General features: G+C 38.0%; 16 protein-coding genes. 7 read left to right on the forward strand and 9 right to left on the reverse strand.

The window, feature by feature from the left end; genetic code table 11:
- The first annotated feature begins 9 nt into the window (after positions 1–9).
- Positions 10–534 (forward strand): hypothetical protein, encoded by a 525-nt coding sequence (locus NMK93_RS08610; RefSeq protein WP_254529981.1) that lies wholly within the window; start codon positions 10–12, stop codon positions 532–534.
- Between the two features lie 95 nt (positions 535–629).
- Here NMK93_RS08610 and NMK93_RS08615 read toward each other — a convergent pair whose 3' ends face one another.
- Complete coding sequence (locus NMK93_RS08615) at positions 630–2,513, reverse strand: alkaline phosphatase (protein ID WP_254529983.1); 1,884 nt, start codon at positions 2,511–2,513, stop codon at positions 630–632.
- Positions 2,514–2,682: 169 nt separating this feature from the next.
- Between NMK93_RS08615 and NMK93_RS08620 the strand changes: the two genes are divergently transcribed.
- Positions 2,683–3,276, forward strand: a complete 594-nt coding sequence (locus NMK93_RS08620; protein WP_185211895.1) for a hypothetical protein — start codon at positions 2,683–2,685, stop codon at positions 3,274–3,276.
- Between the two features lie 21 nt (positions 3,277–3,297).
- Here the strand turns inward: NMK93_RS08620 and NMK93_RS08625 are convergent, their stop codons facing one another.
- The 5 genes from NMK93_RS08625 to NMK93_RS08645 all read right to left on the reverse strand — a co-directional run bounded on the left by NMK93_RS08625 (position 3,298) and on the right by NMK93_RS08645 (position 6,822).
- The gene (locus NMK93_RS08625) at positions 3,298–3,771 is read right to left on the reverse strand and encodes a DUF6428 family protein (protein ID WP_254529985.1); all 474 of its coding nucleotides are present in this window, start codon (positions 3,769–3,771) and stop codon (positions 3,298–3,300) included.
- Positions 3,772–3,828: 57 nt separating this feature from the next.
- Positions 3,829–4,158 carry a helix-turn-helix transcriptional regulator gene (locus NMK93_RS08630; RefSeq protein WP_254529987.1) on the reverse strand — a complete coding sequence of 110 codons (330 nt, stop codon included), beginning with the start codon at positions 4,156–4,158 and terminating at the stop codon, positions 3,829–3,831.
- Positions 4,159–4,269: 111 nt separating this feature from the next.
- A complete protein-coding gene (locus tag NMK93_RS08635) occupies positions 4,270–4,773 on the reverse strand; it encodes a GNAT family N-acetyltransferase (RefSeq protein WP_185211898.1) in 504 nt (167 codons plus the stop codon).
- A gap of 6 nt (positions 4,774–4,779) precedes the next feature.
- Positions 4,780–5,619, reverse strand: a complete 840-nt coding sequence (locus NMK93_RS08640) for a prephenate dehydrogenase (RefSeq protein ID WP_185211899.1) — start codon at positions 5,617–5,619, stop codon at positions 4,780–4,782.
- A gap of 39 nt (positions 5,620–5,658) precedes the next feature.
- The gene (locus NMK93_RS08645; RefSeq protein ID WP_254529989.1) at positions 5,659–6,822 is read right to left on the reverse strand and encodes a pyridoxal phosphate-dependent aminotransferase; all 1,164 of its coding nucleotides are present in this window, start codon (positions 6,820–6,822) and stop codon (positions 5,659–5,661) included.
- A gap of 585 nt (positions 6,823–7,407) precedes the next feature.
- Here NMK93_RS08645 and NMK93_RS08650 point away from each other — a divergent pair.
- The 5 genes from NMK93_RS08650 to NMK93_RS08670 all read left to right on the forward strand — a co-directional run bounded on the left by NMK93_RS08650 (position 7,408) and on the right by NMK93_RS08670 (position 13,071).
- Positions 7,408–8,463, forward strand: coding sequence for a substrate-binding domain-containing protein (locus tag NMK93_RS08650; RefSeq protein WP_185211901.1), 1,056 nt, complete (start codon positions 7,408–7,410; stop codon positions 8,461–8,463).
- A gap of 172 nt (positions 8,464–8,635) precedes the next feature.
- The gene (locus NMK93_RS08655; RefSeq protein WP_185211902.1) at positions 8,636–10,459 is read left to right on the forward strand and encodes an ABC transporter ATP-binding protein; all 1,824 of its coding nucleotides are present in this window, start codon (positions 8,636–8,638) and stop codon (positions 10,457–10,459) included.
- A gap of 61 nt (positions 10,460–10,520) precedes the next feature.
- Complete coding sequence (mqnE, locus tag NMK93_RS08660) at positions 10,521–11,720, forward strand: aminofutalosine synthase MqnE (RefSeq protein ID WP_254529991.1); 1,200 nt, start codon at positions 10,521–10,523, stop codon at positions 11,718–11,720.
- A gap of 12 nt (positions 11,721–11,732) precedes the next feature.
- The gene (locus tag NMK93_RS08665; RefSeq protein WP_185211904.1) at positions 11,733–12,359 is read left to right on the forward strand and encodes a histidine phosphatase family protein; all 627 of its coding nucleotides are present in this window, start codon (positions 11,733–11,735) and stop codon (positions 12,357–12,359) included.
- On the forward strand, positions 12,352–13,071 hold the full coding sequence (locus NMK93_RS08670) for a menaquinone biosynthetic enzyme MqnA/MqnD family protein (protein WP_254529993.1): 720 nt from the start codon (positions 12,352–12,354) through the stop codon (positions 13,069–13,071). The genes NMK93_RS08665 and NMK93_RS08670 overlap by 8 nt, the downstream gene beginning before the upstream one ends.
- A 47-nt stretch (positions 13,072–13,118) precedes the next feature.
- Here the strand turns inward: NMK93_RS08670 and NMK93_RS08675 are convergent, their stop codons facing one another.
- The 3 genes from NMK93_RS08675 to NMK93_RS08685 are packed head-to-tail and all read right to left on the reverse strand — an operon-like array spanning position 13,119 to position 14,821.
- On the reverse strand, positions 13,119–13,496 hold the full coding sequence (locus NMK93_RS08675; RefSeq protein WP_185211906.1) for a DUF423 domain-containing protein: 378 nt from the start codon (positions 13,494–13,496) through the stop codon (positions 13,119–13,121).
- A gap of 21 nt (positions 13,497–13,517) precedes the next feature.
- Positions 13,518–14,216 carry a thioredoxin domain-containing protein gene (locus NMK93_RS08680; RefSeq protein ID WP_185211907.1) on the reverse strand — a complete coding sequence of 233 codons (699 nt, stop codon included), beginning with the start codon at positions 14,214–14,216 and terminating at the stop codon, positions 13,518–13,520.
- Positions 14,217–14,245: 29 nt separating this feature from the next.
- On the reverse strand, positions 14,246–14,821 hold the full coding sequence (locus NMK93_RS08685) for an alkylphosphonate utilization protein (RefSeq protein WP_254529995.1): 576 nt from the start codon (positions 14,819–14,821) through the stop codon (positions 14,246–14,248).
- Positions 14,822–14,838: the final 17 nt, after the last annotated feature.

The raw sequence follows: 14,838 nt of genomic DNA on the forward strand, positions 1-14,838 counted from the left end.
TTTGCAGGCATGAAGAAAAAGGCTCATGAAACCAATAAAAAGGTAGAATTTTCCAGACCTGTAGAGAAACATTTTTACGAATTGGATCAAACATATGGAACAGGAAACTTTGCCTTATATGCCATATTTATTTTTTTGGCCTTCTTTGGAATCATGGGATTGATATGGATGATCCCTTTTCCTCAATTAGAATTTTTGGTTAAGATGAATGCCCATACGTTCTTGAACTGGGGGTCATTTTTCATAGCAATAGTTATCTACTGTTATTTGAAATTGGCACCGACCCTTTCTTATGCCGTGCTATTCACGATTGGGATCATGAGTTATTTCATCGTCCAACTGGAATATGTTGAACGAGATGGTGGGCCAACGGTCATCTTAGTGTGCAGTATTATTGCATTAATTGGACTAATTGGACTGTTCTTAAGCAGCAATAAGGTGAAAAAAGGAAATGCTTCCTTCTTGAATCTATTGACGATTGGCCCCATTTGGATGTGGTCAAAAGTATTCGATAAATTGAAGTGGAAATATTGATCCATTTGATTTAGACCCATAAAGAAATAATAATAAAGGCTAGTCTTCCGATATGGGGAAAACTAGCCTTTATTTATTCTAGGTAGCTAGATTGGCTATTTTAGGCCTTTTAAATCATAAATAATCTTCGCGATATCTGTATTGTCCAAAAATCCTTGAAAGCGTTCTGCAGCGGGTCCAAACGCCATTAAGGGAACTGGAGTACCCGTATGGTCATTTGTAGCAAAGCTCGCCAGGACCCTACCAGATTTAGGATCCGCATCAAGCACAATCATTCCACCAGTTTCATGATCAGAAGTCACGATGACCAAAGTTTCTTTATCCTGTTCCGCAAATTCCAATGCTTGACCGACTAATCTATCAAAACTCAGATATTCTGTTATAGAAAAACCAGTAGAATTGCTATGACCACCACCGTCTATTTTCGCGCCTTCAATCATTAGGAAAAATCCTTTGTCATTTCCTCTTTTCAGGAAATCAATGGAGGGTTTCAAGGCATGTTCAATAAAGCGATAGGATGTTTTGATTTCCGATTGCTCTTTATCCAGTTTATTCCATTTATGGTCAACTTGGTCTTCTTGAAAAACTAAAAGTTGCTTAGCAGAACTTTTTTGAACGGTTTCCAAGGAGGTGCCAATTTCTATACCTTTAGATTTTAATTTCTTAATGAGTGAACTATCATTTTTACTGAAGGATTGGTTAGGACCGCCGATGAATAAGTTTATTTTGCTAAATAAAATGTCGTTAGCAATACTGTCAGAAAGATCTCTTTCATTGACATGAGTAAAAAAAGCAGAAGGGGTAGCTCCAGTGATTTCATCATTGGACACAACACCTGTCCTCATACCTAACGTGTTCAACCTGTCAGGCAGGTTATCCACTTTATTTCCCAAGCTATCGACTCCGATATAACGGTTCTTGGTCTTATGGCCAGTGGCAATTGCGCTGCCTCCAGCGGCAGAATCGGTATGGTAGTTATCAGTGGGTTGTGTCTTTAGATAACCGGTATAGGGCATGTTTAGTACATTCAGATTTCCTCTGTTAGCCATGGCAGAAGCCCAAAGCTGCGATAGTCCGGCACCGTCACTGATCAATAGAATAATGTTTTTCGGTTTTAATCCAGTTTTGAATTTCTCTTTAATCTGATAGGGGATGTAGGTAGAGTTCTCTTGATAAACTGTTTTTGGCTCATTGATCAAGAATTCACTTAACTCAAAAGGTTTGTCGGTATTGATGAAATCAATCCCTATTTTTTGCCATTCATACCAAGTGGTTTTTGTATCAGGAGCTGCCCAAAAACGGATTTTCTTTCCAAGCTTATGAACAGAGTCTACTTTAGTTTTTACTTTTTGTAAATCCTTGTCCGTTAATCTGCCGAGGCCATTCCATTTGGATAAAGAGCCAAAACTTGCACTAATAAGCCCTATTCTTTCCAACTCTTGTTGGTTGAATTTCTCATTCAACGTCCCATCGAAATAGAAGATTTCATCATATTTATGAAAATGTGCAGGCTTAGGACGGTTTCCACTTATAACCAACTTGACTGCCTTAGGATTGTTTTTGCTGTCAAAGAGGTCTCGATGCGGTTTCAACAACTTGGTCAGATGCTCTAAAATTGGAGCACCCTCGGTTTTTGGATCAATTAAGAGTTGCAATTGCCCTTTGTTAGGAAAGAGGTATCCATCCGAGCTATGCTTAAATGCTTCGAGTATTGGCTCTAGGTACAGCTTGCTAAAAGTTCTTTCTTTGGTGATGTCTTCAGGATCATGAGCAACATATAGTTCTCCGTCTTTTAAGAATAAATCTGCCTCAATAGACCCAAAACCTAGGCCGTAGGCCTGGTTAAAGGGATTATTACGTGTGTAGTCGTTATGCGAATGAGCATTAGGCAAAAATGCAATGGGCTTGACCTGAGAAAAGTTATTGAAAGATAAACTGCAAAAAAATGCTAGGCTCAGATAATATTTAATTCGATTCATTATAATGACTTAATATTATGGTTTTAGGTGTTTGTTTTAAAGTTAAGAATAAATGATTTAGCAAAATTAGGATGGGCCTATTATTGTTGTGTTATACTACCGTTACCTCATTGTAAAGTCTATCAGGTCATTTCATTCAAATATCAATTCTATTCTCTATTTTTATTTCATGAAAGACCTACAATATCCTTTACATTTCCAGTTTCGTGTTACGAGCCTTGCGAATGATTTTTCGGCAAAGGATGCCAATGGAAACAGTATCTACTATGTCCGTGAAAAGATATTCTCTTGGCGTGACATTATCATGGTCTATAGGGATGAAAGTAAGGCAGAATTGCTTTATGAGCTTCGGTCCAATAAACTCATAGACTTTCAGCAAACATTTACGATTACAGATCGCACTGGAAAATTGATCGGAAAGGTGAGGAGGAAGTCTATAAAATCTTTATGGAGGTCTACATTCAATTTAATGGATTCAAACGATGTTCAAGACCATACCATTAAGGAAAAGAACCCTTGGGTGAAGTTTTGGGATGGGCTTTTTGGCGAGCTCCCATTGATAGGGATATTATCAGGTTATATCTTTAACCCCGCGTATATCCTTCGAAATGATCAGGAAGAACCCGTTTTTGAAATTATTAAGGAACCTTCCTTCTTTGGTCGAAAGTTTACAGTTAATAAATTAACCCAGCGTGAAGTCGATGATGAGCGTTTTGTCCTCAGTCTAATGCTGATGGTCTTGATAGAAAGAAGGAATGGCTAACTACCATTCCTTCTTTTATATTTAACAGCAACCTGAACCTGGAACACAGCAAGAACCTTCGATTACATTCAGGTCTGCCAAATTCAGCTTTTGCTTTTTGGGAGGAATCCCACAAGAATCTTCCGCCAAACAAGCAGTTTTTTTGTTCTTTAGGAGAAACTGTTTGCCATTGAATTCCAGATCATATTTTCCAATAGTATCTGCCTGGTATTCTACTTCAATCTCTCCATCCTCAATTTGTAGCTTATCTTCTGATAATTTTATGATGTCCAATAATTTTCGCGGTTTTAGTCTAGGCTCAAAATCATCGGCACTCCATAATTGGAAATTCACGACCTTCTCCTTGCGGATTGTTCCACCGCAGTCTATAAAATTCTTAAGGATACTTCCTATTTCCGTAACATGAAAATGTTCGGGAACCTGGGTTCCGTTTTCCAGTTTAAACTCCACATTGTCCAATGTGGGAAGGATTTCTTTTATTTCTGATAGTTTCATGGTATTAGTTTTAATCTATATATCGTAATATTGCGATACTTAAGGGTAAAAAAAATGCTAACAGCATTTTTCATTTTTAAATGGTTTTTCAAAGAAATGATGGATTTCTTCCTGGAGTTCATTCCATACCGTTTCATTGATACAATAGCAAACACTCTTGCCTTCAATGCTTCCTTGGATGATATCAACACTTTTAAGCTCCTTCAAGTGTTGGGAAATAGTGGCTTGCGCCAAGCCTAGTTCGTCCACTAAATCATTGCAGATACAGCCTTTTTGCTTTACGATATGCTGTAGAATAGCAATCCTGGCAGGATGGCCTAATACCTTGAAGTAATTGGCCAATTTGTTCTGTTCCTCGGTAAAGATCTCACTCTTAGTAATTCCCATAGCAATTCTTTGTATCGCAATATTACGATATAATGTTTTTTAAATCAAATTTGAATTAAAAAATCCCTTACTGCAATGAGTAAGGGATTGAAATACAGTTCGATAATTTTCTTATCTATTGTTTTTGTAAATGGCGTATGTGAATTTCAAACTACCATTTTCATCAAATTCATTCTCTTTTACCGCATTGATTTTTTCCAATGCTTTTTGAGAACGTGTGTTTTCTGAGGCAACATGGAAGATTACCTTATCCAATTTTTCAAAGGCAAAATCCATCATCAAGTTTTTTACGGACTGGTTGTATGCTCCACCCCAATATTCTTTGGCAAGGAAGGTATAACCGATAGCTATTGACTTTTCATTTCTATCATAATGATAGAATGAAGTGGCACCAATAACCTGTTCAGTTTTGCTGTCAATTATCAAGTAGGGGATATCAGTATCAATCAGTTTTTGAAAATATCTGGTAAAACCCACCGGTGTATAGCGATTGCTGTCAGGATGTTGAGCCCAGATTTCTGGATCTGACGCAGCTGCAAATACCCATTCAAAATCATTTTTGATCATGGGGATTAATTTTACCAAATCGTTGCTTAAGGTTTTTCTTTCCAACATAAGCTATTATTTAATGATACGTTTAATTTTATTGGATTTCTTAATCCATTTATGTACTGCATCGTAATCTTCTTTTTCAATCTTTTCGTAGATATGTTGCAGTTGTTTGATGTGCTCTTCCAATACTTCCAAAACATTATTTCTGTTCTGCTTGAAGATTGGAGTCCACATATCGGGAGATGATTTTGCCAGACGGACGGTCGATTGAAAACCTGAACCCGCCAATTCAAAGATCCTTCCCTGAGATTTTTCCTTTTCCAGAACGGTAAGGGCCAATGCAAAAGAAGTCAAGTGGGAAATATGCGAAACATAGGCAGTATGCATATCATGTTCCTCTGCCGTCATAAAAGAGGTTTTCATTTCCAGCTGCTCCGTTACGGAGTCTGCCAATTCAAATGCATCCTCATCCGAGCGGAATGCTTCTACATAGACCATCATTTTATCCTTAAACAAATTAGGAATTGCTGCTTCGGGACCAGAATACTCTGTACCGGCCATTGGATGGGCAGCTACATATCTACCGCGGTTTGGATGATCCTTGATGAGGTTCAGGATATTAGACTTGGTAGATCCCATATCGATGATGACCTGATCTGTCGCAATATCCAATAATTTTGGCAACAAGACCATGATGGCATCTACAGGAATAGTAAGGACAATGACTTTACAGGACTTCAATGCTTCCTCTAAGGTTTGGATTTCATCTACCAGACCTAATTGAAGAGCCTTCTTTTGATTTACTTCGCTTTTTTCTACTCCGATAATCTTTTCGAAGAGTTTGGTTTCTTTAAGTCGGATACCGATGGAACCACCGATCAAACCTATTCCGACAATTGCTATATTCATTTCAAATATTATTCAAATTTTTAAAAAATGGTTTAGGATCTAATCGATCGCTTTCTTGATTCGGTCGATAGCGTTCTCAAAGACTTCGCTTTTTGCACAAAGGCTGATACGGATGAATTTTTCCCCTTCAGAACCAAATATTCCTCCAGGAGTAATAAATACATGCGCCTTATATAGGACATCATCACAAAGTTGAAAGGAATTCTCAAAACCTTCCGGAATCTTGGCCCATACAAATAACCCTACTTGGTTGGTATCATAGGTACAACCTAATAGATCCATGATTTCAAAAACTTTTTCTCTCCTAATCTTATATTCCTGATTCAGCTGGGTATACCATTCTTTATCTAAGCTCAAGGCTTTCGCTGCGGCCAATTGAAGCGGTAGAAACATACCAGAATCCATATTGCTTTTGAACCTCATGATCTGACCGATCCTGTTTTCATTAGCGATTAACATCCCAATTCGCCATCCTGCCATATTGGAAGATTTACTCAGGGAGTTTAGCTCAATGGCTACATCCATTGCACCGGGAACTTCCATGATGCTTTCGGGATGCTCATTCAGGATAAAACTATATGGATTGTCATGGCAGATCAGGATCTGGTGTTTCTTCCCAAACTCAACGATTCTTTCAAAGAAAGAAATGTTGGCCAATGAACCAGTAGGCATATGCGGGTAATTGATCCACATTAATTTCACCTTACTTAGATCCCTAGATTCGAGTTCCTCAAAATCAGGAAGCCAAGAATTTTCAGCCTTCAAGTTATAGGTAACTGGAGTAGCTCCGGTAATGGTTACCGCACTTGAATATGCCGGATATCCAGGATTCGGAATCAAGGCTTCATCACCTTCTTGAAGGTAGGTCATACATATATGGACGATCCCTTCCTTCGAACCAATTAATGGAAGGATTTCAGTATTAGGATTTAGTGAAACGCGATAATATCGAGCATACCAATCAGCCATGGCAGTTCTAAGGGCAGGAGCGCCTTTATAACTTTGATAACCATGAGCGGTTGATAATGCTGCCTGCTCCTGAAGCGTTTTGATCACTTCGGGATGAGGAGGCAAGTCAGGGCTGCCGATGCCAAGGTTAATCACCTGCGCACCGTTCCTGTTCATCTCATCGATCTCTCTCAACTTCTTCGAAAAGTAGTATTCTTCAGTTCGTTGAAGTCGTTTCGCTACTTCTATTTCCATTATTTATTTTAATTTGGCGATAAAATTATAAAATCTTAATGGTTTTATTTCAATTATGATAAATAATAAACCTACTTTTTGAATAATTAATGACCGATTTTCAATAAAATCAACAGTAATTTAAACATCCACTTTTTTTTAACCTTTTTTAATTTTATTAAATACCCAAATCCTTTAAAATCTGACCTTAACAGAGTGCAATTATTTTGCTCAAAAATAATTAATAGGAAAATGCCTGCTTGATTAAAAATTTTAACTAAAACAAAGTCAGTTAGTTTAGCGGTTTAGGATGAAATATCGATTTATTTACGGTATAGCTTTTTAAATGATGTTTGATTTGGTTTGATTTCCATTTTTACCCATTAGGGTGTCACTAAAGCATTTTTTAATGTTTACTTAAACTACAAAGATTAACCAATTATTTTTGTTAAGTGTCGTCTTACCCACGATTTTACTATGTAAAAACCTGTTCATGTAAAATTAATTTTAAAGAAAATAATAATTAAAGATTTAAAAGTGTATTTTCGTTTAAATGATAGTGTAACACAACAAAGAGTAAAAAATTTTCTTTAATTATCTAGACGCATGAAAGTATCTGAATTATCTGGTGTAAAAGAGATTGCTCGAAGAGCAAATGTATCCATAGCCACAGTCGATAGAGTCCTCCATAATCGAACTGGCGTAGCGCAAAAAACTAAGGAAAAGATATTGTCCATAATCAAGGAAATGGATTATAAACCAAATATCCTTGCAAAAAGGTTGGCGTCCAAAAGAGTATATAAATTTGGTATCCTGATTCCCAAGGAATGCTCAGAGGCAGATCAATGGAATGCACCTGTTTCAGGTATTAAGGAAGCCCTTTCTGAATTTGGTGATTTCGGAGTGGACTTACGTTATTATTTCTTCGATACAGAAGACCGTTTGAGTTTCATAGAACAAAGTGAAGAGCTATTAAATAAGCATATAGACGGTGTTATTGTGGTTCCCATTTTTATCAACGAAACAAGGGAATTTGCTGCAAAATGTATAGAAAGGCGGATTCAGTTTGTCTTTATTGAATCTCAGGTCCCTAAAGTCCATCCCTTAAGCTATATCGGGCAAGACCTTGAACAATCAGGAAGGGTAGTAGGGCATTTATGCCAGTACCTTATTCAACCCAAAGATGAGATTTTAGTGGTCAATGTGGTCAGGGAGAAAGATTCGATCCAGCATTTGGAAGAAAAGATCAGGGGATTCGAGCAATATTTTCTGGACAGCCATTATAATTGCTCCATTGACAGCTTTAACATCGAAATAAACGAAAATGATGAATTCTCCGTTTTCATGGATGATTATTTGCTGAATAAAAACCCTAAACTTATCTATGTGACGAATTCAAGAGCCTATATTGTTGCGAGTTACCTAAAAAATCGCGGTTTAGATCATATCAAATTAGTTGGCAATGGCTATCATAGCAAGAACATTGAATTCCTGAAAGATGGCATCATTGATTTCTTGATCTGCCAGAAACCTTTGGAACAGGGTTATAAGGCTTTTCTTGCCTTATATGAGTTCTTTATTGCTAAAAGAAAGGTTGTTAAGTTGCAATATATGCCGATTGATATTGTTACCCGGGAAAACTATCAATATTATGAAAACTAAATCTTATTAATCAGTCAAGAATATAAAACCATTTAATTGTGATTTTGATGCTTGGGTTCCAAGTTCTTTATAGGTTGGATTTTGACATTTATTTGCAACAATTCAATGCCATCAGGATCGAAAATCAGCTTAGATTACAATTTTTATTACATTTGTAATCTTAGTAATCTGCATGAAGACATACTTTAGACTGCTCTCGTTCGCGAAACCCATAGAAAAATATGCTATTCCTTATATCATATGTACTTTGATAATGGTGGTGTTCAGCACCTTGAATTTAGCATTATTAGCACCGCTATTACATACTTTATTTAATTCCCAAGATGCCGTAATCGAACCTATTGCCAAGCCTGAAGGCTTTGATGTGATGGGTTATTTCAATTACTTTGCCTATGACCTTAACTACCGTTTAGGTCCATACAATGCCTTGAAATATGTCTGTATCGTCATAGTAGCTTCTGTATTTATCAGTAATCTTTTCAGGTACCTTTCTCAAAGGATTATGGAGAACCTTAGGATACATACCTTGTTAAATCTGAGAAAATCGGTTTTTAACAATGTCATGAACCTTCACCTTGGTTATTTTTCCAATCAACGCAAAGGTGACATCATTTCCAAGATTGCTTCCGATGTACAGGTAGTTCAGTTCTCCGTTACGGGAACTTTACAGGTTGCTTTCAAGGAGCCCTTGCAATTGATTGCTTATTTGGTCATGCTGTTCCTGATTTCTGCAAAACTGACGGTTTTTTCTTTATTGGTCATTCCGGTATCGGCCTTTTTTATTTCCAAGATCGTTAAAACCCTAAAGCATCAGGCCCAACAGGGGCAAAAGATCTATGCCAATATGATTACCTTATTGGAAGAAGCTTTGTCCGGTATAAAAATCATTAAATCATTCAATGCTGTTGAATTCATTAAAGGAAGGTTCAATTGGGAGAATGATGAATATGCAAAGATTAACCGTAGGATGGTACGCCGTCAACAGATGGGATCTCCAGTATCCGAATTGTTGGGCGTGGCTATGGTCGCGGTAATCTTGCTTTACGGCGGACACCTTGTTTTAAGTGGTCAAGGTGATCTGGAAGCCTCTGAATTCATCGCTTATATTGCCATTTTCTCTCAAGTGATGCGCCCAGCAAAAGCACTGACCGATGCATTTAGCAATATTCATAACGGTATTGCTGCGGGTGAACGTGTATTGCAGCTTATCGATGAGAAAAATCAAGTAGCAGATAAACCGAATGCCTTGGATATCGAACGTTTTGATAGCAAGATTGAATTCAATAATGTCTTCTTCGCTTATGAGGAAACACAAGTCTTGCAAGATATTAACCTAACCATCAATAAGGGTGAAACTGTAGCGCTCGTGGGACCTTCGGGTGGAGGGAAATCAACTTTGGTAGATTTAATCCCTCGATTTATGGATGCTACGCAGGGGGCAATATTGATAGACGGGATCGATGTCAGGGATCTAAAACAAGATTCCCTAAGAAGAATAATCGGTGTGGTTAATCAAGAGTCGATCTTGTTCAATGATACGATATTCAATAATATAGCTTTTGCGAATGCAGAAGCAACGGAAGAGCAGGTAATCCAAGCAGCGAAGATTGCCAATGCTCATGATTTCATCATGGGTACCGAAGCAGGCTACCAAACCAATATCGGTGACCGTGGATCCAAGCTTTCCGGTGGACAGCGTCAGCGTATCTGTATTGCCAGAGCAGTTTTGAAAAATCCTCCAATCATGTTATTGGATGAGGCAACTTCTGCGTTAGATACCGAGTCTGAACGTCTTGTGCAGGATTCCCTGTACAAACTTATGGAGAATAGGACCACCGTTGTTATTGCGCACCGTTTGAGTACCATTCAAAATGCAGATAAAATTATCGTCTTGGAAGCTGGTCGAATTGTTGAAGTCGGTTCGCATTTGAACTTGATCGCTCAAAATGGTCTTTACAAACGCCTGATTGATATGCAACAATTTGTAGAAGCTTAGACCTCCAAAATTTAGCTTTTTCGGGTATGTTTTCCTACATTTGTATAGTAAGGACTGCGAAATGGAAGCAACAGAAAAATTATCGTTTTTATTGAACGACAAAAGTTTATCGAATGAATTAAAGCTAATTGCAGAGAAGGTACTTAATAGCGAGCGTATTACATTTGAAGAAGGTGTATACCTTTATGAAAACGCAGAATTAGGATATTTAGGCGTATTAGCAAATTATATCAGAGAGAAAAAGCACGGAGATTATACCTATTTTAACCGTAATTTCCATATTGAACCAACTAACGTCTGCGTATATGACTGTAAATTTTGTTCCTATTCGAGATTGATCAAGAACAGGACAGAAGGTTGGGAAATGGATGTTGATGGTATGATGGACATCGTGAAAAAATACGATGGCGAGCCTGTAACCGAAGTCCATATCACTGGGGGAGTTGTCCCTAAACAAAACCTTGAGTTTTATGCTGAGTTTTTTAGACGTTGCAAGGAGCATCGTCCTGACCTGCATATCAAAGGTCTGACACCTGTAGAATATTACTACATTTTCAAGAAAGCAAAATTGAGCCATTATGAGGGTATGAAGTTCATGCAATCCTGTGGTTTGGATTCCATGCCGGGTGGTGGTGCTGAGATCTTTCATCCAGAAGTACGGGAGAAGATCGCGGACGATAAATGTAATGCAGAACAATGGCTGGATATCCATGAGCAGGCACATAAATTAGGAATGCATACTAATGCAACCATGTTATATGGTCATATCGAAGAATACTGGCACCGTGTAGACCATATGGAACGCTTAAGGGAATTGCAGGACAAAACAGGGGGATTCCAAACTTTCATTCCATTGAAATTCAGAAACAAGGATAACCAAATGGACCATGTTCCTGAGGTATCCGTTATTGAAGATTTGAGGAATTATGCCATAGCGAGGATTTATCTGGATAATTTTGCCCATATCAAAGCGTATTGGGCGATGATCTCTCGAAATACGGCTCAGATGGCCCTAAGTTTTGGAGTAGATGATATCGATGGCACATTGGATGATACCACCAAGATCTATAGTATGGCAGGTGCAGAAGAACAGACCCCTGCGATGAGTACGAAAGAACTGGTTGAATTGATCAAGAATGTTGGTCGTCATCCGATTGAACGTGATACCCTTTATAATGTGGTCACAGATTATAAAGATTTTGTATTTGAAGAAACCAATCCAAAGAAACAATATTATTCTTTGCCTGTCGTAAATTCATAAGTCGGAGCTAAATTGAAGAAAACATTTTATTTTATACGTCACGGTCAAACCGATTTAAATTTAAAAGGTATTGTGCAAGGTAGAGGAGTGGACAGTCCATTGAATGACAATGGATTTAAGCAGGCCCAAGCCTTCTACGATGCATATAAAAATATCCCTTTTGACAAGATTTATACCTCAACCTTATTGAGAACCCACCAAACGGTTTCTCCTTTCCTTAAAGACGGTGTTCCAATGGAACAATTGATGGGCTTGGATGAGATCAGTTGGGGAATCTATGAAGGGCAGGAGCAGACTGAAGATATCCTGTCGGGATTTGATAAAGTGGTTACCTCTTGGAAAAACAATGATCTGGATCTTGCTATTGAAAACGGGGAATCTCCAAATGCCCTTGTCTTTAGACAGAAAGAAGCCGTTGATTACATGTTGGAGCAAGAAGACGAAGAAACGATTTTGGTCTGTATGCACGGTCGTGCCATGCGGATAATGCTCTGTCACCTGACTGAGGTACCTGTATGTAAAATGGATGACTTTCCGCACACTAATACCGCTCTATATAAATTAGAGTATGAAAACAACAGTTTTTCTATTGTTGATTATTACAACACAAAACATTTAGAAGGTTTGTTAAATGAATAAGATTAGAATATCTGCAGTTTCTTATACCAATACATTGCCCTTTTTGCAAGGAATAAGAAATTCAGATGTAATGAACGATATTGAGCTTTCTGTAGATTATCCGTCAGAATGTGCTCGTAAGGTTATTGCCGACGAATCTGATATGGGTATTATTCCCACTGCCGCCTTAACCGACCTAAAGGAATACCATTATATCGGTGATTACTGTATTGGTTCAACCGATTATGTTGATTCAGTTTTTATCTTCTCCACGAAACCTATTGAGGAAATCAATACCCTGCTATTGGATAAGCAATCAAGGACCTCAAATGGTCTCGCTAGGATCCTCTTGAAGCATTACTGGAAGAGAGATGTGGAAATTGTCACGGAAGGAGCGGCTGATGCCTATGTATTGATCGGTGACAGAACCTTTGGTAAAAAAGAGCAGGTTCCATATGCCTATGATATGGGGCATTATTGGAAAGAGTTGACAGGCTTGCCATTCGCATACGCCGTCTGGGTGTCGAATAAGAAATTACCTGATAGTTTTGAGGAAAAATTCAACGCTGCATTAGCTGATGGAGTTTCAAGACCCGATGATGTCATTCCTGGTTTGCCAATTTTCCCCAATTTTGATTATCATAAATATCTAAATGAAAATTTGAATTACCATTTGGATGATGACAAGAAAAAAGCCATTGAACAGTATTTGAAATGGTATAAAGAACTATAAAAAATGCCCCGAAAATTTTTCGGGGCATTTTTAATTTTTTCAGTTTCTTAATTCATAAATGAAATTAGGAGCATTAGCCAACCAACGATCATCAACAGACCGCCCAAAGGGGTGATAGGTCCAATAAATTTCATATTGAATTTCAAAAGGTCCTTAAAGCTCAAGATATAGATGCTTCCTGAAAACAGGATACATCCCCAAAACAGACCATAATATGCCCAGTTTTCAATAGAACTGGAGAAATCAAGATGAAAACCAATGATCAGCAAAGTAATGGCAGCATACATTTGGTAGCGGACTCCAACTTCAAAGGAACTTAATCTTTCTTCAGATAACACCTTCTTTAGGGCATGAGCACCAAATGCTCCAAGCACAATGGAAAGAATTCCTAGGACAGCTCCGGATATTAATACAGTTTGGTTCACCTTTTTCTAATTTTTGATTCTTTATTTCGCTTTTTTGATCTGTGCTAGTATTTCGTCTTCGGTTGCAACGCCTGATTTATTCCAAGCTTCTTCACCTTTTTTGAAAAGTAATAGTTGAGGGATGCCACGGACATTTAAAACTTTCATCAGTTCCTTGTTCTGGTCTGCATCTATCCTCACCACCTTAACTTTTCCGGCCTGTTCCTTTTCAATCTTTTCAATGGTAGGTTTCAACTCCTGGCAAGGAGCGCACCATACAGCAGAAAAATTAACCAAAACCAGATCAGATGAATTGATGATCTTATCAAAATCTTCAGTGCTTAAGCCTTTGCTTTCCTTAGCGTTGTCAGGTTTAATCTCAGGTTTTTCTGCACTTCTCCAATCCATCATGCCACCTGAATAGTCATATACCTTAAAACCATTTTCAGTCAGTAATGCCGCAGCTTGTTTGCTTCTTCCACCACCTAGGCAATACACATAAACAGGTTCATTTTTGTCTAACGTTTTGATGGACTCCTTGAAGTTTTCTTTTTCGTTCCAATCCACATTTACTGAATTTGGAATATGTCCGCCGGCATATTCAGCAGCAGTGCGCACATCCAATAATTGGGTTTGAGGTTTTGCTATGACCTCTTCCATTTTTTTTGCATCAATTTTTTCTTGCGCATTTACCTGTAAACAGGCAAGCCCAATCAATGCGGTGAATAATAATTTTTTCATGTTCTATGTTTTTCTTTCTGCCTAAAAGCTTAGCCTTTACGCAGGTACTTTGTTAATATAACGATTGTTTGCCCTTCAATCTTACCTTCAATCTGTTCGGTATTGTCAGGAACAAGTCTAATATTCTTAACTACGGTACCCAATTTCGCTGAAATGCTTGAACCTTTTACGTCCAATGTCTTGATAAGCACCACGGTATCACCTTCAAACAAACGGGTGCCATTTGAATCCTGATGAAATTCTACGGTTGCTTCAGCTTCATGGTCTCCAGTTTTCTTAGCCCATTCTAGGGTTTCATCATCTAAATAAAGGATATCTAAATTATTGGCTGCCCAGGCTTCATTTCTCAATCTGCTCAACATTCTCCAAGCCACAACTTGAACTGGCAAATGCTCTGACCACATGGTATCTCCAAGGACTTTCCAGTGTTCCGGATCAATCTGTTCGGTTTTTTCTATCTGTGCTCTGCAAACAGAACATATCAAAATGCTGTTATCTAAAGAAGGGTTGGAAGCAGGAGGGACTTCGTAAATGTCCAGGTTTTCGGATGAGCGACATAATTCGCATTGACTCTCACTTCTATTTTTCAGATCGTCTAATAACATATGTTTGGTAATATATA

The sequence above is a fragment of the Sphingobacterium sp. LZ7M1 genome, assembly GCF_024296865.1.
Taxonomy (GTDB): Bacteria; Bacteroidota; Bacteroidia; order Sphingobacteriales; family Sphingobacteriaceae; genus Sphingobacterium.